Below are 20,058 nucleotides of genomic sequence, written 5' to 3'. Positions count from 1 at the left end.
GAGGAACTACTTATGCAACAATTAAATCTTATAACAAGCTCTAATAAAACAATCATGTACGATCAGTATTGTAAAATGCTGATAGGACATCCTTATATGCTTTCTAGAATCATTTCTTGTTTTGTTGAAGAAGCCAAACATCTTTCATTAGATGAAATAAAAAAGCTAATTAAAGGAGTCCGTATTGGTGATAAAATCGTCAATCCTCATTTTCATTTAATGGATAAAGAAGCTTTTATCAAAGATGAAGGATTGATGTGCTATGATATTTATTTCTATATCGATTTACCACAGCTAGATCAATCAACCAAAAGAGTCTACATTAATATTGAAATTCAAAACAAGACAAGTCCAGGATATCATCTTGTCACAAGAAGCATCGCTTATAGCTCAAGAATGATTTCCAGTCAATGGGGAAGAGAATATGATAGTGAAAATTATGATGGAATGAAAAAAGTGTATTCATTTTGGATCATGCCACAAGCTACAAAGAGTAAAGATGGCTGTATCAATCAACTCAAAATAGCAGAAAATCATTTAAGTGTAAATTATGAAGAAAAAATAGAAAATTATGATAAAGAAGAACAACTTATGATATACTTAAGCAAAGGACATAGTCCTAATGATAAGTATGAAAGCTATGATGAAATACTAATGCCTATAGGCGCATTATTGAATAATACATTGAATTATCAAGAAAAGAATGAAGTAATAAAAGGATATGGCTTGGATGATGAAGAATTTGAAGAAAGGATGAGAGATATGTGTAATTTAGGAGAAGTTATCGAATTAGAAGCGTTGGAAAAAGGGACAAAAAAAGGGACACAAAAAGAGAGAATTAGAAAGAATATAGAATATGTAAGAAAAATGATGACAAAATTGCAAATGACATTTAAAGAAGCAATTCAATTTTTAGAAATTCCTGAAGATGAAGAAAAAGAGATAGAAGAATATTTTAAATCATAGATTAAAAAAATTAAATATAATTCTTATTTTTTCAAATTATGAAATGAAAGAGTTCCTTGTTTACTAAGTGCTATAATACATTTAGAAAAACGGAGGTAGAGAAAATGAGTTTTCCAAAAGATTTTTTATGGGGTGGCGCTATTGCTGCTAACCAATATGAAGGTGCTTGGTTGGAAGATGGGAAACAACCAAACGTTACAGATGTACTTGTAGGTATTATGTCTAAAGATCCTGGTATTCAATGGAATGAAGATAAGAAAAAATATGAAATGAAATTAAATTCTGATAAAGTTTATTTATCACATGATGCCGTAGATGGGTATCATCGTTACCGTGAAGATTTAAAATTAATGAAAGGTATGGGATTCAATAGTTTTAGAACTTCTATTGCTTGGGGAAGAATTTTCCCTAATGGGGATGAACTTGAACCAAATGAAGCAGGTCTTGCTTATTATGATGATATGTTTGCATGCATGAATGAATTAGGAATGGAACCTGTCATTACTTTATCACATTATGAAACACCATTACATTTAATTACTGAATATGGTGGATGGTCTAATCCTCAATTAATTGATTTTTGGTTACGTTATGTAAAAACTGTTTTTACACGTTATAAAGGAAAAGTTAAATTCTGGCTTACATTTAATGAAGTCAATGCGTTATTTAGAATGCCGCTTGTTGCTGGCGGGGTTTTAACAATTAAAGATCCTAAAGATCCTAGTGATCCAATTGGTTCAACTACAAAACAAGATCAATGGGATGCTTATCATAATATCTTAGTCGCAAATGCGAAAACAGTTCAATTAGGACATGAAATTAGTGAAGATTACCAAATTGGCTGTATGATGACAGCTTCATCAGTAGCTACTTATCCATATAACTGTGATCCTTTAAATGTTGTTGGAACTTTAGATGCTCAACGTATGAATATTTTCTTTATGGCAGATCCATTCTGCTTAGGTATTGTACCAACTTATTTAAAGAAAGTATGGAAAGAAGATCAAGTAAATGTAGAATTTAGTGATGAAGAATTAAAATTGATTAAAGAAAATACAGTTGATTTCTTATCATTTAGTTATTATCGTTCAACAACATTTGATCGTGATGTGAACTTAAAAGTAGATACAGGTGGACTTACATGCCGTGATAATCCATATCTTAAAGATAAAGCACCTCAACCTTGGGGATGGGCTGTTGATCCGGTAGGATTACGTTATACTTTAAATGTTTTATATGATCGTTATCATTTACCATTATTAATTGTAGAAAATGGTGTTGGTTTAGATGAAAATATTGATGAAAAAGGTGAAATTCATGATGATTTCAGAGTTCATTATATTGAAGAACACTTAAAGAATGTTAATGATGCTATTGAAGATGGTGTTGATTGTCGAGGTTATTTATATTGGGGACCAATTGATGTTGTATCAGCAGGTACTGGTGAAATGAAAAAACGTTATGGTTTTGTTTATGTAGATCGTTTTAATGATGGACATGGTACGCTAGAAAGAAAATTAAAAGATTCTTATTATCGTTATAAAGAAATAATTGAATCTAATGGAGAAGTTTTATTAGAGGATGAATAAGGTGTGATTTTAAAAATCACATCTTTTTTTGATATTTTTTTAGTGTAATCATATATGATGATAAAGGGGTAAGCAAGATGAATACCTATGTATAACTTATTGTATGAATGGTATCTTATTTATCATGACTTATGAAATTTGCATATTTTCTAGTTAAAGGAATTAAAGAATCCTTTTTTGATTTTTAGCCATAGTATCCACCTCTTTAAGACAAGTATATAATATTTTAAAAAAGTGATAGATTATACTCCTCGGTTTAAAGTGATAATAACGGTGTTAAATCAAAAAATGTGTCAGATGGTTAATTAAGTTTTTTAACAATATAATTTCTTTTATTTTTGTTTTTGATAAGAATAAATTGATTTTTATTTAAGAAAAAATATAATAAACATCATAGACAAATCATGAACAGGTTTTCTTCCTTAAATAATTTTTTGACAATAACATTTTGAAATTTGCACAAGACTTGTAGGAATTTATTTGAAGGCCATTTGGTCTTTTTTTTATCTTTTTTATAGGTTTGTGTTATAATTGATGAAAAGAGGTGAAAAAATGGAACACTCAATTAAAGCAGGACTTATGATTACAAGTGCCTCTGATTATAATATGGAAATATGCCGAGGAGCAAATGAAGCGTGTAAAGAACTGGGAATAGAACTTGTTATCTTTTTTGGTGGTTCAGTTGATCCAAATGTAAAGTTTGTACAATCTTCTGATTATCAAAAAGCAAATGTCTATGCTTTTGCAAATTATTTAGATTTAGATTTTTTAGTTATTCCCGCTTCAAGTATTTGTCGTACGGATCAAAAAACAAGAGAGGCTTTTCCAAAATATTTTCATATACCAGTAGTTACTTTAAATTCACAAATAAAAGATTATCCTTTTGTTGTCTATAATAACAAAAAAGCTGTTTATGATGCTGTAAGTTATATGATTGAAAAAAATCATTGTCAACATATTGGAATTATTACTGGTTATGATAGTGGGGTTACTGCAAAGCAAAGACTTGCAGGCTATCAAGAAGCCTTATCAAGTCATGATATGCTTTTTGAAGAAAAGTATATTTTATCGACACCTGGTTATAATATTGATTCAGGGAATTTAATGAATAAATGGCTTCAAGAAAATCCTGAATTAGATGGAATTATGTGCGTGACGGATGATATTGCTTATTATTTATATCGTGAATTAGAAAAAATAGGGAAACGTGTAGGTAAAGATATTATGGTGTCTGGTTTTGATGATAAACCAGAATCAACACATATGGTTCCACCGCTTGCTTCTTGTCATGCGGATGCTTCTTTTATTGCTTATTTAGGAATAAAACAAGGCTATGATCTTTATAAAAATGGTTCTGCACAAAATCAATATATAGATGCCCATTTTATTCCTCGTCTTTCTGTTGATTGTGAAAACCATGAAGAAACTGAAATTGGTGAATTTATTCTTTTTTGTAGAGCTGAAAAAGAAAGTAATGAATATATAGCTCAAGGAATGACACAATATGTTTTTGATAATAAATTGGTTTATAGTTCTAATTATCAAAAAACTGTATGGAGTTTCTTTACTTATTTATTGGATCTTTCGGTAAAAGATTGTACGAAACATTACGTTTATCAACAAATAGGAGATTATATTAATTTGATTTTTAATGAAGATGATATTCGTTATTTGGATTTAGAAAGACTCTTTTTGTGTCTATCATTTTTAATAAATACTGAAAACTACCTCAACATGGAAGATAAAATAAAACTCCAATCTTTTAAACAATATATTTATTTACAAATGATTAGTAGTTATAATTATCTTCTTTTGTTAAAAGAAAAGCGTTATACAAGGAGAATGAGAAGTATTGGACAAGTGAATAAAGGGATGTTGTTTGAATCTTTGAATGATGATATTTATGCTATTGCGGATAATATACCTTCTCTAGGTATTCATAATGCACAGCTTTATCTTTTTGAAACACCTGTTATGACTTATGAATTTAGACCATTTATCATGCCAAAAACAATGGAATTAATTATAAATGTAGAAAATGGCCAAAGACAGCCTATTAAAAATACACATGTGTTACTAAAAGATGTTTTAAATCTTGCAAAGCAACCTTATAAAATACTTACAAGCATTTACTCTAATGAAAATTTTTATGGCTTTTTGGTGACGGATTGTACATATTTTGATTTAGAAACACTTGAATATCTTTCTAATCAAATTGGGATATCTTTAAATGTCAATGCCATTGTTAGAGAACTAAATAGTATTTCTAATACAGATGAATTAACTCATATTTATAATCGACGAGGACTGATTCAAAATATTAAACTTCTTTATAAAGAATATAAAGAAGTTTCTGAAAATCTTTATTTCTTTATAGGAGATTTAGATAATTTAAAATATATCAATGATACATTTGGACATGACCAGGGAGATAAAGCAATTCAAATAGTATGTGAAATACTAAATGATATTTTTCAAACACATGCTGTTATTGGACGCTTAGGTGGCGATGAATTTGGTATTGCGTTTACTTGTAAAAATGAAGATTTTATTATTCATATTGATTCATTAATTCAAGAAAGAACACAATATTTTAATGAAAAATACCAGTTACCTTATTATGTCAGTTTATCCTATGGAATAAGTGTCTTTGACTATAATAGTCCTTTTGATTTAAATCATACCATTAGATTGGCGGATTCATTAATGTACGAAAGAAAAAAGGAAAAACATTTACAAAGAGGAAAAAAAGGATAAGGAGGAACTATTTTGAAAAAAAACAAAATAAATCTTTCAAGAGAACAATTGGAAGAAGCTATTCAATTATTTAATCGAAGTATGGATGATTATTTATATCTTTTTGATATTCAAAATGATTATTATAGTATTTCAAAACATGCCGTAAATCGTTTTTGTTTGCCGAGTTATCATTTTTGTGATGCAACAAAAGCCCATAACTATTTTGTTTATGAAGACGATCTTCCTTTATTATTTGATGAGTTCAATAAAATTAAATCGGGAGAAATTACTGAGCATAGTTTACATTATCGTTGGTTAGATCGACAACATAATCCAGTTTGGATCAATTGTCGAGGTGATGTGATTTTAGATGAATTTAATAAACCTTTATACCTTATTGGTTGTGTTAATGAAATTGGAAAAAGACAAAAAGCAGATAATATTAGTGGACTTTTAAGAGAACCAAGTTTAGAGGAGTATGTTTCTTCTAAAAGTAAAAATAATATTACAGGTTATTTTATGCAAATTGGTATTGATGATTTTGAAGAAATCAATGGGCGTTTTGGTTTAAAGTGTGGAGATGAAATTTTAAAACAGTTTTCTAGGTGTATGCAATCGTGTATCAATGAAAATCAAAAGATTTATGAATTAGGAAATGGTCGTTTTATGATTATGGACTTAGTAAATCACTCAAAAGAAGATATCTTAGAACTTTATGATGAATTAAAAAAATCAATTGAGGTTGCTTTAGAAGAGAATGCCTATCGCATGGTTTACACGATTTCAGTAGGGATTGTTGAGATTGATAAAGAGATGCAAGACTATGATACACTTATTAAATATTCAGAATTTGCTTTAAACGAAGCTAAGAAAAAAGGAAAGAATAGTTGTTATTTCTTTACACAAGATAAATATAAACAATTCATTCGAAGAAGAGAAATTCGCGTTGGATTACAAAATGCAGTTGATCACAATTTTAAGAATTTTGATGTTTATTACCAACCAATTATTGATATACATACAAGAAATCTTATAGGTGCAGAAGCTTTAATGCGTTTTAAAATGAAAAGAAATGAACAAATTGAATTTGTTTCACCAGCAGAATTTATTCCTATTTTAGAAGAATCTGGTTTAATTATTCCTACTGGTCGTTGGATTTTAAGACAAGCGGTTGCTTGTTGTAAAAAGTGGCAAGAATTTATTCCTGAATTTAAGGTGAATGTTAATTTGTCCTATGTACAAATTATTAAAAGTAGGATCTTAGATGAAATTAAACAAGCTTTAAAAGATTATAACTTAAAACCTGCTTTGTTAGGAATTGAGGTTACTGAATCAGGTTATTTAGAAAATACATATCATTATAAAAAACTTTGGTCATCATTAAAAGAAGAAGGAATTACGCTTGTTTTAGATGATTATGGAACAGGTTATTCAAATGCATATCGTTTAAGCAATTTAACACCGCATTATATTAAAATAGATCGTGTTTTAACCCAAAAAGCACTTTCTTCAAATTATGAAAGAAGTATTTTGATTTATATTATTGAAATGGCACATTCTTTGAAATTGAATGTATGTATTGAAGGTGTTGAAACGGAAGAAGAACTTCAAGAAATCAAAAAATTAAATCCAGATTATATCCAAGGTTATCTTTTTGGAAAACCAGCGCCAGAAGATGAGTTTTATAATCGACAAATTAAGAAGAAATAATTCTTCTTTTTTGAATTTTACATAAACTTGATAGATGGTAGATTGTTGAAAGTATAAAATGTTTTTATATTAAATAAGAAAGAGTGTATAAATTATTATATATTGGGGGAATAAAAATGAACGTATGCCGAGAAAATAGAGAGTTATCATGGCTTAAATTTAACGATCGTGTTTTAATGCAAGCAAAAGATTCACAAGTACCACTTGCGGAAAAGTTAAGCTTTATTTCAATTTATCAAACAAATTTAGATGAGTTTTTTATGGTTCGTATAGGATCACTTTATGATCAAATGTTATTTTATCCAGATTCCAAAGACAATAAAACAGGAATGACGGGTTTAGAACAATTAAAAGCATGTTTAAAAAAAGTCCATTATCTTAATAAAAAGAAAGATCGTATCTATGAAAATGTGATGTCGGAACTTGGACAATCAGGATGGTCAGTAATAAAATATAAAGATATTGAAAGCAAAGAAGACCGCCGTTATTTTGCTGATTATTTTGAAAGAGAATTACTACCACTTATTTCACCACAAGTTATTTCTAAAAGACAACCATTTCCATTTATCAACAATCGTGAAATGTATGTCGTTGTACGTCTTGAATCGAAAAAAGGTAAAAGAAAAATGGGAATTATTTCTTGTGCTAATGCGATGGATGAAAGACTGATTGCACTTCCAAGTCAACCACAAAAATTTATTTTAGTAGAAGATATTATTTTACATTTTGTTTCACGTATTTTTTCTAAATATACTGTAAAAGAAAAAGCGCTTATTCGTGTAACAAGAAGTGCGGATATTGATGAAGATGATCATTCATTAGAAGGGCATGAAGATTATCGAGAAATGATGGAAAACTTGATTAAACAAAGAAGAAAACTTTCGCCAATGCGTTTAGAGATGACACCAGGATTGGACGAACTTGAAGTACTTATGTTGATGAATTTCTTGAATTTAAAGAAAAATCAAGTTTTCATTAATAATTCACCTCTTGATTTTGGTTTTGTAGGTGAATTAAGAGAGCGTTTAAGATATATTTGTCCAAGTATGTTCTATAAACGTTTAGAAGCAAGAAATAATGCATTCGTTGAAAATAGAGTACCAATGATTAAACAAATCTTAAAAAGAGATTTATTACTTTCTTATCCGTTTGAATCTATGTCACCATTTTTAAGACTTTTAGATGAAGCAAGTAATGATAAAAATGTGGTAAGTATTAAAATGACACTTTATCGTGTAGCAAAGAATTCTAAAATCGTAAAATCTTTAATTAAAGCAGCAGAAAATGGAAAAGAAGTTGTTGTTTTAGTTGAATTAAGAGCGCGTTTTGATGAAGAAAATAATATTGGTTGGTCGAAACGTTTAGAAGAGGCCGGATGTCGTGTGATTTATGGTTTAGATGGTTTAAAAGTGCATTCTAAATTATGTTTAATCACGTATAAAAATGAAAAAGGAATTCAATATATTAGTCAAATTGGTACGGGAAATTATAATGAAAAAACATCAAAACTTTATACAGATTTATCATTAATGACTTCTAAATATGAAATCGGAGAAGAAATTAATGGAGTCTTTAATCATTTATGTTTAGGTGAAACCGAAAATCATACAGATTTACTCATGGTAGCACCACATTGTATGATCAGTCATATCTTTAAGTATATCGATGAACAAATCGAACTTGCTAAACAAGGAAAAGAAGCTTATATTGGCTTTAAATGTAATTCGGTAACCAGTAAAAAGATGATTGATAAGCTTATTGAAGCAAGTCAAGCAGGGGTTCAAATTGATATGGTTGTAAGGGGAATTTGTTGTCTTATTCCTGGTGTTGAAGGAGCAACAGAAAATATTCGAGTTCTATCAATTGTTGGAAGATATTTAGAACATTCTAGAATTTATATTTTTGGTAAAAATAATCCAACTGTTTATATTTCTTCAGCTGATTTAATGACACGAAATCTTGAAAGACGTGTTGAAGTGGCAGCGCCTGTATTAGATGAAAAATTAAAACATAAGTTACTAACAATGTTTGATTGTATGCTTCGTGATAATGTAAAAGCATGTTCGTTAGAAAATAATGGTAAATACAAACGTATAAAAAATAAAAATAGAGAAATGAATAGTCAAGAATACTTTTTTAAAAATGATGTGAAATAGGAGGAGTTTTATGAGAGTTGGAATTCTTACAAGTGGTGGTGATTGTCAAGCACTTAATGCGACAATGCGTGGTTTAGTAAAAGCACTTTACCAACAAAGAAAAGATATTGAAATTATTGGCTTTTTAAAAGGTTATCAAGGATTGATGTATGAAAAATATAAAAAGATGTCTTTAAGTGATTTTGAAGATATTTTAAATGTTGGTGGAACGATTTTAGGTTCTTCACGTTGTCCTTTTAAAAAAATGCGTGTTATTGAAGATGGTTTTGACAAAGTTGAAGCAATGAAAAAAACATATAAGAAATTGAAACTTGATTGTCTTGTGGTTTTAGGGGGGAATGGTTCTTTAAAATCGGCGAACATGTTAGCACAAGAAGGTTTAAATGTGATAGGACTCCCTAAAACAATCGATAATGATACATGGGGTACAGATTATACTTTTGGTTTTCAAAGTGCGGTGGATATTGCAACAAACTATTTAAATGAAATTGAAACAACCGCTAAAAGCCATAGTCGCGTTTTCGTTGTAGAAATCATGGGACATAAAGTAGGACATATTTGCTTACAGGCAGGTATTGCAGCAGGAGTGGATGCGATTTTACTTCCAGAAATTCCTTATGATATTAAAGTGGTTGCAAAAAAAATCAAAGAAAATCAAAAAACAGGAAAAGAATATACAATCATTGCTTGTGCAGAAGGAGCTATTAGTGAAGAAGATAGTCTTTTATCGAAGAAAAAATACAAAGCAAAAGTTGCAAGTCGCCAAGGACGTTCGGTTGCTTATGAAATCGCTGAACAATTACAAGAGTTGATTCCTAATGAAATTCGTGTGGCGTTAGCTGGACATATTCAAAGAGGAGGAAATCCTTGTAGTTATGATCGTTTTATGGCAACACGCTTTGGGGTATATGGGGCAAATCTTCTTTTAAACAAAGATTTTGGAAAACTTGTTGTTTTTGATAAAAATGAAATCAAAGCGATTCCTTTAAGTGAAACAGCAGGTAAATTAAAATTTGTTGATCCTGAGTGTGAAGTTGTTTCGAGTGCTAAAAAAATGGGGATTACATTTGGCGAATAAACAGCATATAATGGTGTTTTTTCACATCGATAAATAGTGTATAATAAAGCTATGTTGATATGAATGAAGGTGTATTATGAGTAGTGAAATAATGAGTTTAGAAATGGATGTTTTTTGTTTATTGTTATTGATTCGAATTTTATATCAAATGTATATCAATCGTGAACAAAATGATCATAGGAACTATTTTTATCATACCATTGCTTGGGCTTGTGTTTATTTGTTTATGGATGCAATTTGGATCATGAATGTAAAACATCTTCTTACTTTTAATAAGATTCAAAGTGGAATATTTAATAGCTTCTATTTTTGTTCACTAGCAATGCTTGTTTGTTCTTGGTATATTTATGCTCAAAAAACATTTCATTCAACTGTTTTTGAGCATAAAAAACGCTTAGTGCCTACTTTTATTCCACTTATTTTTTTTATAGGATCTTCTTTGGTTTCTTATTGGACACATGGATTATTTGTTATTGATCAAGCAGGAAACTATCATCGTGGCAAATTGTTACCATTCTATTTTTTAATTTTATTTGCTTATATCCTTTATCTTTCAATAAAAGCAGGATATTTATCTAAAAAAGCAAAGAATTACTTATATCAAAAGGAATATAAAGCGATTGCTCGTTTTTCTTTTCTTCCTTTTATTACTGCGTTAATTCAAATTACAGTAGATCATTTACTTATTTTTAATCTAGGACTCACATATTCAATTTTTATTGTTTATAATTATTTTCAACAAAACCTTATTTCATTAGATCCACTTACCAAAATCAATAATCGAGAACAATTGGATATTTATTTAACAACGAAAATGAAAGAAAATCATCAAAAAAAAGATCTTTATTTATTTTTATTAGATATTGATCAATTTAAAAAGATAAACGATGAACTTGGGCATGTTGTTGGAGATCAAATCATTTTAAAGACAGCCGATATATTAAAACAAATTGCACATTTACATAATTGTTTTATTTCACGTTATGGTGGAGATGAGTTTATCATCGTATGTGAAAGAGATAAAAATGAAGAGATAATGCCTGTATTTAATGATTTACAAAGATTATTTCAGCAATCTCATGAAGGTTTACCAGATTTTAGTGTGAGTATTGGTTATGCTAAATATGATGAGTCATTAAATTATATTCCAAAATTTATTGAAAAAGCAGATCACTATATGTATCTAAATAAAAATGTGAAAAAGTGATAAAAATGAGTCATGGAAGGAGTATGTGTATGCCAAAAAGAAAAGCGAAAATATTGATTGTTGATGATGCCCAGATTAATCGAATAATTTTATGCGAATTATTGAGGGATCAATATCAAATTTTAGAAGCAGAAGATGGAAAAAAAGCTTTAGAAATAATGAAAGAAGATAAAATGATTGATTTAGTCTTATTAGACATTGTAATGCCTAATATGGATGGGTATCAAGTTCTTGAAAAGATGAAGGAACAACGTTATTTAGAATATCTTCCTGTTATTATTATTTCTTCAGAAGGAAATACGACTTCTATGGAAAAGGCTTATGAACTTGGAGCGACTGATTATATCAGAAGACCTTTTGAAAGTTATATTATTAACCGAAGAATTAAAAACACTTTAATGCTTTATGAAAAACAAAAGAAACTGGTTCATTTAGTAGAACAACAAATTCAAAAAAGAGTAAACAATAATACGACATTAATCAATGTCTTAGGACATATCGTTGAATTTAGAAATGGCGAAAGTGGTTTACATATACAACATATTCAAACGATTACAAAAATGCTTTTACTACAATTGGGTAAAAAATCGCACGAATATAAGTTAAGTGATGCAGATATCTTACTTATTAGTACAGCTTCATCTTTACATGATATTGGAAAAATTTCGATTGATGAGAAGATTTTAAATAAACCGGGACGACTTACAAAAGATGAATTTGAAATCGTGAAACAACATTCTTCGATTGGCGCAGAAATGTTGAAAACAGTTCCTAACTACAATAATAATGATTTATTGGAGTATGCTTATCAAATATGTCGTTGGCATCATGAAAGATATGATGGACATGGCTATCCTGATGGATTAGTTGGTGATCAAATTCCTATTTCAGCACAAGTTGTTTCAATTGCGGATGTTTATGATGCTCTTACGAGTGAACGTTGCTATAAAAAAGCATATAGTCATGAACAAGCTATGAAAATGATTGTTGATGGGCAATGTGGGGTTTTTAATCCTCTGTTATTGGAATGTCTTTGTGATATTAGTGAAGAAATGAAAGCGTCTTTATTTGAAAATGAAAATTATGCAGATCAAGCAGTTGTTTCAAAGATGACAGATGAGCTAGTTATTAAACAATTTAGAAGTGAAATGCCTAAAGAAAAAAATAATGAGTCTCAAAACAGAAAATTTTTTCAGGAAATGACATTTGAATACGATGCATTTAAAGATGCTGTTTATATTTCTTCACAAGCAGCAAAAGATCTAGGAATTGATGAAATAATTTATCACCCAAAAAATCATGAATTTTCTTTTTTTAATAAATCAACAATTAAATTACTTAAGGATAAACTCAAAGAAACAACACATTTAAATCCAGAGGTTGACTTAAAGATTTATGCACATATTGGAAAACAAAAACAATGGTATCATTTACAAGCAAGTACGAGATGGAATGGAAGTGTTTATAAAGGATTTGTTGGAAAACTTGTTAAAGACAACAATATTCAAGTTATACATAATATTCAAGAAAATATTTCTTTAAAATATACATATACTGAAATAAAAGATTTTATTGAATCCTTAAAAGATATTTTTACGGTTGTTCGTTTGATAGATTTTCAAAAACATCAATCCGCAAAAGCAGAGAATGATCAAATAGAAATTATTGAAGGCAATTGTTATGATTACTGGAAAAGAAAAGATGTTTGTGTCAATTGTATTTCTAAGCAAGCGTATATCAAAAAAGGGCAAGCTTTTAAATTAGAATTTGTTGATTATGACATTTATGCCATTATTGCGCAGTATGTAGAAGTGGATGAGCGTCCTTGGGTCTTAGAACTTGTTTATAAAACAAAAGAAGATATTATTTTAGGAGATCATGGAAAAACACGATTCTTAGAAAATATCGTAACTTATAATAAAGAGTACTATACAGATGTTTTGACTGGTGCTTATAGTCGACGTTATTATGAAGAATACGTTCAATACATCAATGATGTATCAGCAGTAGCAATGATTGATGCCGATAATTTCAAAGCAATTAATGATCAATATGGTCATAATGCTGGCGATCAAGCGATCAAAGCTGTTTCTAGAGCTATTCAATCATGCATTCGACCTGATGATATCTTTATACGTTATGGTGGGGATGAATTTGTACTTATTTTCCAAGATATTCATTATGATGCTTTTACAACTCGATTGTATCAACTTAGTGAATGTGTAAAACAAACAAAAGTAGATGATTATGAAGATTTATCATTATCAATTACTGTTGGGGGTATTTATGGAAATTCAAAAGTCAATGATGCAATTAAAAAAGCCGATAAATTGATGTATGAAGGAAAGAAATCAAAGTGTTCGGTCGTTGTAAAGAAAACAAGTGAGGTGGACTAAGGTTCACCTTTTGTATTTGTCAAGTAATTTTACAATACTGAAAAAGTAAGCGGTTTTTCAAAGAATAAGTTATAATGGATTTTGAAATTTTGTATATCAAAACAAGGAGGAAGAAAAATGAGTTTTCCAAAAGGATTTTATTGGGGTGGAGCAACAGCTGCTAACCAATTAGAAGGTGGCTGGCAAGAAGGTGGTAAAGGTATTTCTTGTCCGGATATTTGTACAGGAGGAACTGCTACAAAAAGTAAAAGAATTACACCAGTATTAGAAGAAGGGACATTCTATCCAAGTCATGATGCGATTGATCATTATCATCGCTTCAAAGAAGATATTGCGTTATTTGCGGAAATGGGATTTAAAATGTATCGTTTTTCTATTGCATGGACACGTATTTTCCCAAATGGTGATGAAGATAAACCTAATGAAGCAGGTTTAAAATTCTATGAAGAATTAATTGATGAATGTTTAAAATATGGTATTGAACCACTCATTACAATTTCTCACTATGAAGTACCATTTAACTTAACAAAAAAATGGAATTCATGGTTAGATCGTCGTATGATTGATTGTTACTTAAATTTCTGTAGAGCTATTTTTACTCGCTATAAGGGAAAAGTAAAATATTGGCTAACATTTAATGAAATCAATAGTGCAACAACAGCAATAGGAGCATTTTTAGGACAAGGTATCTTAAATGAAATTAAAGAAATGGAATTTATGGATCAAGTAGACGTTCCTCAAAACCGTTTCCAAGGATTACATCATCAATTTATAGCAAGTGCTTTAGCAGTGAAAATGGCACATGAAATTGATCCAAACTATCAAGTAGGATGTATGCAAATCATGGCCACAAGTTATGGCCTTACATGTAATCCAGATGATCAAATTGAAAATCAACAAAAAAATCATTTAATGAACTGGTTCTGTAGTGATGTTCAATGCCGTGGTAAATACCCAAATTATATGGAAAGATATTTCAAAGAAAATAATATTGAAATTAAAATGGAAGAAGGCGATGAAGAAATTCTTGCAACTGGTCCAGTAGATTTCTATACATGTTCTTATTATATGTCAAATTGTCAAACTGCTGATAAATCAAAAGAAGGTGGAAAAGGAAATATCTTAGGTGGAGTTCCTAATCCATACTTAAAAGCTTCTGACTGGGGATGGCAAATTGATCCAGTTGGTTTAAGATATTCTTTAAATGAAATCTATGATCGTTATCAATTACCGATTTTTGTTGTAGAAAATGGGTTAGGTGCTTATGATACAATTGATGAAGATGGTAAAGTAAGAGATAGCTATCGTATTGATTATTTAAGAAGTCATATTGAACAAATGCATGAAGCTGTTTTAGATGGTGTTGATTTAAGAGGATATACACCTTGGGGATGTATTGACTTAGTATCAGCTTCAACTGGAGAAATGGCAAAACGCTATGGATTTATCTTTGTGGAAAGATATGATGATGGTACAGGTGATTTTGCTAGAAGAAGAAAAGAATCTTTCTATTGGTATAAAAAAGTTATCGAAACAAATGGAGAAGATTTAAAATAATAGTAAAAGAGCTCAATTGAGCTCTTTTATTACTTTGTTATAAAATTAATACCACGTGCTTGCGAGTGATAACTCTATAGCTTTAGCGTTAAGCAAAAAGCCTCCAGTGATAAACTAAAAATAGCTTAACAGTTAGAAATAGAAATCAAGAAGATAATATTTAGATAGATTTACTCCTTTTAGTAACAAACAACCATGCCATCTTTATCGAATTAATACCTAAATTTATTGGCAAAGATAGTTGTAATGCGTTATAATCATTTTGTTTTTCATATATAAATTATATAACAAAAAAGAACAATGTTTCAGCTTTTGCTGTTTCATTGTTCTTTTTCTATTTTTGACTGTCAGGCTTCGGTAAGTGAAGACTTTGGAAGTACATACCGCGTCTTTTAGGCATGTTTATTACTATTGTGGTAAAGTATCTTTGTAATTAGAATAATCATTTTTTACAACATCAGCATAAGCTTTATAAGCCTCTTCAAGTGTATTGTATTGTTTTTTTCCATCTATGTATGATTTATATTGACTAGAACCACTTTTACCGGTTGGAGCGATCGCTATATATGGTTTATGAGCACTATCTTTTCGTTTTCGTGCAGTCGTTGATGATGAAATGTAGAATTTTCCATCAGCTGTACTAATAATGACAGGAATTTGTGTGTTAGCATTGATTTTATCTGTATCAATTGAAGTCCAAAATAAATATCTTTCAGATTCTTTTCCTTTTTTTGCGTTTCCATAATAGGCCCATGTACCATGGTTTAATAAACTCTTATTTTCAATCTGTTTGTTTAATTCTGGAACCATTGTTGAACCATCACATTTTGAATCAATTTCAAAAAAATCTCTATTTTTAAGATCATTTTCTAATAAACCGCTATTATTTAATGCACTATGTAAATTCGATGAAAAATCAATAGTAGATTCTTCTGTTTTACTTCCTTTCCAATTAAAAACAACAGTATTCTTTTCTTTGTTGTATGAGATTTCACAAACACCACCGGCTTTAGGAATTCCTTTCCAGTTATCAGTGTCAGGATCTGATTTCTTGTGCGTAATACCAGCAATAGTTACAGAATCAAAAGCTTGCCAATCATCTTTCTTTTGTGTAAGTTCTACTTCTCTTACAATATCTGTTTTATATCCTGTTTTTCCCATCGCAATGATATCTGTACAAGCAGCACGAACGTTGATGAGGTCACGCGATTCTCGACTTTCTTCAAGGTATCCTTGACAAGCTGGAATAGCGATAGCTGCAAGAATGGCGATAATTAGAAGAACTACTATTATTTCTACAAGAGTAAATCCTTTATTTTTTCTTTTCATAGGCACCCATTCTTTAATGAATGATTTATTTTACTTTATCATATTTTTATTAATTTGTGAGCATTTATGAGCTTTTTTTGTTTCTTCTTCTAATACTTTTAAAAAATATTGTGCAGGTTTAGAAAGGACACGATATTTTTTCCAAATAAAGGCAAGTGATGAAGTGATTTGTGGATCAAGGGGTCTAAAACACAAAGAACTTTCCCCACTTGTATTAATGAGGTTTTTTAAAGAAATCACAGCTCCATTACATTCCTTTGTTAGAATACTGGCATTGTAAATTAAGTTATAGGTTGCAATAATATGATATTTAGAAAAATAAGGATTGGCCCAGTTTTCTATTTGTTTATATTTTAATTCTTGTGAGGAACAAAGAAGAGGAACATCAATTAAATCTTGAGGAGTAATCGATTCTTTTAAAGCAAGAGGATGTTCTTTGTTTATATAGATTCCCCATAAGTCTTGATAAGGTAAAGATAAATGATTGTATTTATAAATATTAGCAGGTTCAATAATCAACCCAAAATCAATTAAACCTTTTTCAAGACGATCTGTCACATCTTGTTCATTACCACTGAATAAATGGAATTGGATACGTGGATAATCTTCTTGTACACGTTGAATGGCTTTACAAATGATTTCGATGCCTAACGTTTCTCCACTGCCAATACATACTTCACCACTTAAAGTTTCATCGAATAACATAATTTCACTTTCTGTTTTTTCAACCAAACTGACAATTTCTTCAGCACGTTGGCGAAGTAAAATACCTTCTTCAGTTAAAGTAATCTTACGATTACCACGAATGAAAAGCTGTTTTTGTAAATGATCTTCAAGTTCTTTCATTTGTCTTGATAAAGTGGGCTGAGTCACGTTTAAGCTTTCAGCTGCTTTTAAAATTGTTTCCTCTCTTGCAATCGCAAGAAAATATTGTAGAAGTCTAAATTCCATGATTTCACATCCTTTGTTTTTATTTTAAAGCTCTTTGTTATGCCTTGTAAGTATAGAAATATATTTGTTATAGGTATTTGATAATATAGAGATAAAGAATTACAATAATAAAGGAAAGTGGTGATAGCTTTGGGAAAAGAAGTAATTGAAGAATTAATTATGAATTTAAAAGATGCAGGATGTGATGAAGAACTTATTACAAAGTGTATTAAAAAATATAATAATGATGATTTGAAGATGTTGATAAAATCATTACAGTGTCATCGTTGTTGTTTATTAGATAAATTGCATGAGGAACAAAAGAAAATAGATTGTTTAGATTATTTAATATATATGTTAAAGAAACAAATGAAGGAGGATTAAGATGGAATTAGTTAAACAAGCTTATCTAAAAGGAGAAAGAGCTTTATTTAAAAGTCATGATTTAAAAGTTGAAGATAGTATTTTTGCTGATGGAGAATCGCCTTTAAAAGAAAGTGATCATATAGATATTAGTGGAAGTATTTTTAAATGGAAATATCCTTTATGGTATTGTAATCACGTCAATGTAGAAAACAGTACCTTACTTGAAACTGCTAGATCAGGTATTTGGTATACTCATCATATTAATATTAAAAATAGTGTCATTGATGCGCCTAAGACCTTTAGAAGAGGGACACATATTTCTTTAGAAAATGTCAATATGGTTAATGCTCAAGAAACCTTATGGAAATGTAGTGATATTAAGTTACATAATGTGGTTGCTAAAGGTGATTATTTTGGAATGAATAGTGAAAATATTGAAATCGATGGTTTGAATTTATCAGGAAATTATTGCTTTGATGGTGGTAAGAATATTACTGTTAGAAATTCTAAACTTGTTTCAAAAGATGCTTTTTGGAATTGTGAAAATGTCACGGTTTATGATTCAGTAATTATTGGGGAATATCTTGCATGGAATACGAAAAATATTACTTTTGTGAATTGTACAATTGAAAGTTTACAAGGATTATGTTATATCGAAGGATTAAAGATGGTAAATTGTAAATTAATTAATACCACTCTAGCTTTTGAATTCTGCAAAGATATTGATGCACAAATTGTAAGTCATATTGATAGTATTACAAATCCTATTTCTGGTAAAATTAGTGCACATAGTATTGGTGAAATGATTATTGATGATCAAATCATTGATCCAAGTCAAACAAAGATTCAATTAAAGGAGATGTAAAGATGTACGATTTTTCAAAGATGACCAATCGTTTTAATACAAATTCATATAAATGGGATGTTAAAGAAAATGAACTTCCTATGTGGGTAGCTGATATGGACTTTGAAACAGCTCCAGCCATTATAGATGCTTTACATAAAAGAGTGGATCATAAAATCTTTGGTTATAATACGGTACCAGATGATTATTTTGAAGCTTATCAAAATTGGTGGGAAAGAAGACATCATTTTCATATGGAAAAAGATTGGATGATGTTTGTTACAGGAGTTGTTCCTGCTATTTCTTCGGTAGTAAGAAAAGTGACAACAGTAGGTGAAAATGTCTTGATTATGTCACCAGTTTATAATATTTTTTATAATTCTATTTTAAATAATGGAAGACATGTTTTATCAAGTGACCTTGTTTTTGATGGAAAAGAATATCATATTGATTTTGAAGATTTAGAAAGAAAACTTTCTTTAAGTCAAACAACATTAATGATTTTCTGTAATCCCCATAATCCAATAGGTAAAATTTGGGATAAAGAAACTTTACAAAAAATTGGTGATTTGTGTGCGAAACATCACGTTACTGTTTTAAGTGATGAAATTCATTGTGATATTACCAATCCTCAAAAGGAATATATTCCTTTTGCTTCCGTTTCAAAAACAAATTTAGAAAATACAGTTATGTGTATTGCACCAACCAAAGCCTTTAATATGGCAGGGATGCAAACGGCATGTATTGTTGTAGCTAATGAGGTATTAAGACATAAAGTTAATCGTGGAATTAATACAGATGAAGTAGCAGAACCAAATAGTTTTGCAATTTGTGCAACAAAGGCAGCTTTTAATCAAAGTGAAGATTGGATTAATGAATTAAATCAATATATTCAAAATAATAAAGATTATGCGATTTCATTTATTCAAAAAGAAATCAAAGATGTTTATGTAGTGCCTACAGAAGCAACTTATCTTTTATGGATCGATTGTCATAAGGTATGTTTAGATAGTGTTGAACTCACTTCTTTTATAAGAAAGAAAACAGGTCTTTATGTAAGTGATGGTCTAGAATATGGCGAAAATGGAAAAGCTTTTATTCGTATGAATGTAGCTTGCCCATTTGAAAGATTAAAAGATGGCTTGAATCGTTTTAAAGAAGGAATTTATTTGTATCAAAACAAATAAATTC

Annotated in this window: 14 protein-coding genes; 12 read left to right on the top strand and 2 right to left on the bottom strand. The window is 29.5% G+C overall.

Annotated elements, in window-relative coordinates; genetic code table 11:
* Positions 1-12 precede the first annotated feature (12 nt).
* From C7U54_RS05565 to C7U54_RS05525, 9 genes are all read left to right on the top strand, one after another.
* Positions 13-966: a hypothetical protein gene (locus tag C7U54_RS05565; RefSeq protein WP_107029579.1), complete on the top strand. Its 954-nt coding sequence runs from the start codon at positions 13-15 to the stop codon at positions 964-966.
* 104 nt (positions 967-1,070) lie between these two features.
* Positions 1,071-2,555 (top strand): glycoside hydrolase family 1 protein, encoded by a 1,485-nt coding sequence (locus C7U54_RS05560; RefSeq protein ID WP_107029578.1) that lies wholly within the window; start codon positions 1,071-1,073, stop codon positions 2,553-2,555.
* A 552-nt stretch (positions 2,556-3,107) separates the two neighbouring features.
* Positions 3,108-5,312, top strand: coding sequence for a GGDEF domain-containing protein (locus tag C7U54_RS05555; RefSeq protein ID WP_162297493.1), 2,205 nt, complete (start codon positions 3,108-3,110; stop codon positions 5,310-5,312).
* Between the two features lie 12 nt (positions 5,313-5,324).
* Positions 5,325-7,004 carry a sensor domain-containing protein gene (locus C7U54_RS05550; protein ID WP_107029576.1) on the top strand — a complete coding sequence of 560 codons (1,680 nt, stop codon included), beginning with the start codon at positions 5,325-5,327 and terminating at the stop codon, positions 7,002-7,004.
* 116 nt (positions 7,005-7,120) lie between these two features.
* Positions 7,121-9,160: a polyphosphate kinase 1 gene (gene ppk1 / locus C7U54_RS05545; RefSeq protein ID WP_107029575.1), complete on the top strand. Its 2,040-nt coding sequence runs from the start codon at positions 7,121-7,123 to the stop codon at positions 9,158-9,160.
* Positions 9,161-9,170: 10 nt separating this feature from the next.
* Positions 9,171-10,238, top strand: a complete 1,068-nt coding sequence (locus tag C7U54_RS05540; RefSeq protein ID WP_107029574.1) for a 6-phosphofructokinase — start codon at positions 9,171-9,173, stop codon at positions 10,236-10,238.
* 76 nt (positions 10,239-10,314) lie between these two features.
* Positions 10,315-11,445: a GGDEF domain-containing protein gene (locus tag C7U54_RS05535; RefSeq protein ID WP_107029573.1), complete on the top strand. Its 1,131-nt coding sequence runs from the start codon at positions 10,315-10,317 to the stop codon at positions 11,443-11,445.
* Between the two features lie 29 nt (positions 11,446-11,474).
* Positions 11,475-13,841, top strand: a complete 2,367-nt coding sequence (locus C7U54_RS05530; protein ID WP_162297492.1) for a diguanylate cyclase — start codon at positions 11,475-11,477, stop codon at positions 13,839-13,841.
* 117 nt (positions 13,842-13,958) lie between these two features.
* Positions 13,959-15,398 (top strand): glycoside hydrolase family 1 protein, encoded by a 1,440-nt coding sequence (locus C7U54_RS05525; RefSeq protein ID WP_107029571.1) that lies wholly within the window; start codon positions 13,959-13,961, stop codon positions 15,396-15,398.
* Positions 15,399-15,806: 408 nt separating this feature from the next.
* Here C7U54_RS05525 and C7U54_RS05520 read toward each other — a convergent pair whose 3' ends face one another.
* Positions 15,807-16,727, bottom strand: a complete 921-nt coding sequence (locus tag C7U54_RS05520) for a prepilin-type N-terminal cleavage/methylation domain-containing protein (protein WP_107029570.1) — start codon at positions 16,725-16,727, stop codon at positions 15,807-15,809.
* 30 nt (positions 16,728-16,757) lie between these two features.
* A complete protein-coding gene (locus tag C7U54_RS05515) occupies positions 16,758-17,678 on the bottom strand; it encodes a LysR family transcriptional regulator (RefSeq protein ID WP_107029569.1) in 921 nt (306 codons plus the stop codon).
* A 129-nt stretch (positions 17,679-17,807) separates the two neighbouring features.
* On the opposite strand from C7U54_RS05515, the gene C7U54_RS05510 reads away from it, so the two are divergent.
* Genes C7U54_RS05510 through C7U54_RS05500 form a run of 3 tightly spaced genes read left to right on the top strand, consistent with a single transcriptional unit; the run spans position 17,808 to position 20,054 of the window.
* Positions 17,808-18,041, top strand: coding sequence for a hypothetical protein (locus tag C7U54_RS05510; RefSeq protein WP_199596392.1), 234 nt, complete (start codon positions 17,808-17,810; stop codon positions 18,039-18,041).
* A gap of 1 nt (position 18,042) precedes the next feature.
* Positions 18,043-18,888, top strand: coding sequence for a DUF3737 family protein (locus C7U54_RS05505; RefSeq protein ID WP_107029568.1), 846 nt, complete (start codon positions 18,043-18,045; stop codon positions 18,886-18,888).
* Between the two features lie 2 nt (positions 18,889-18,890).
* Positions 18,891-20,054 carry a MalY/PatB family protein gene (locus C7U54_RS05500; protein WP_107029567.1) on the top strand — a complete coding sequence of 388 codons (1,164 nt, stop codon included), beginning with the start codon at positions 18,891-18,893 and terminating at the stop codon, positions 20,052-20,054.
* Positions 20,055-20,058 lie beyond the last annotated feature (4 nt).

The organism is Faecalibacillus intestinalis (genome assembly GCF_003024685.1).
Lineage (GTDB): Bacteria > Bacillota_I > Bacilli_A > Erysipelotrichales > Coprobacillaceae > Faecalibacillus > Faecalibacillus intestinalis.
This window is presented reverse-complemented; position numbering and strand designations above follow the sequence as displayed.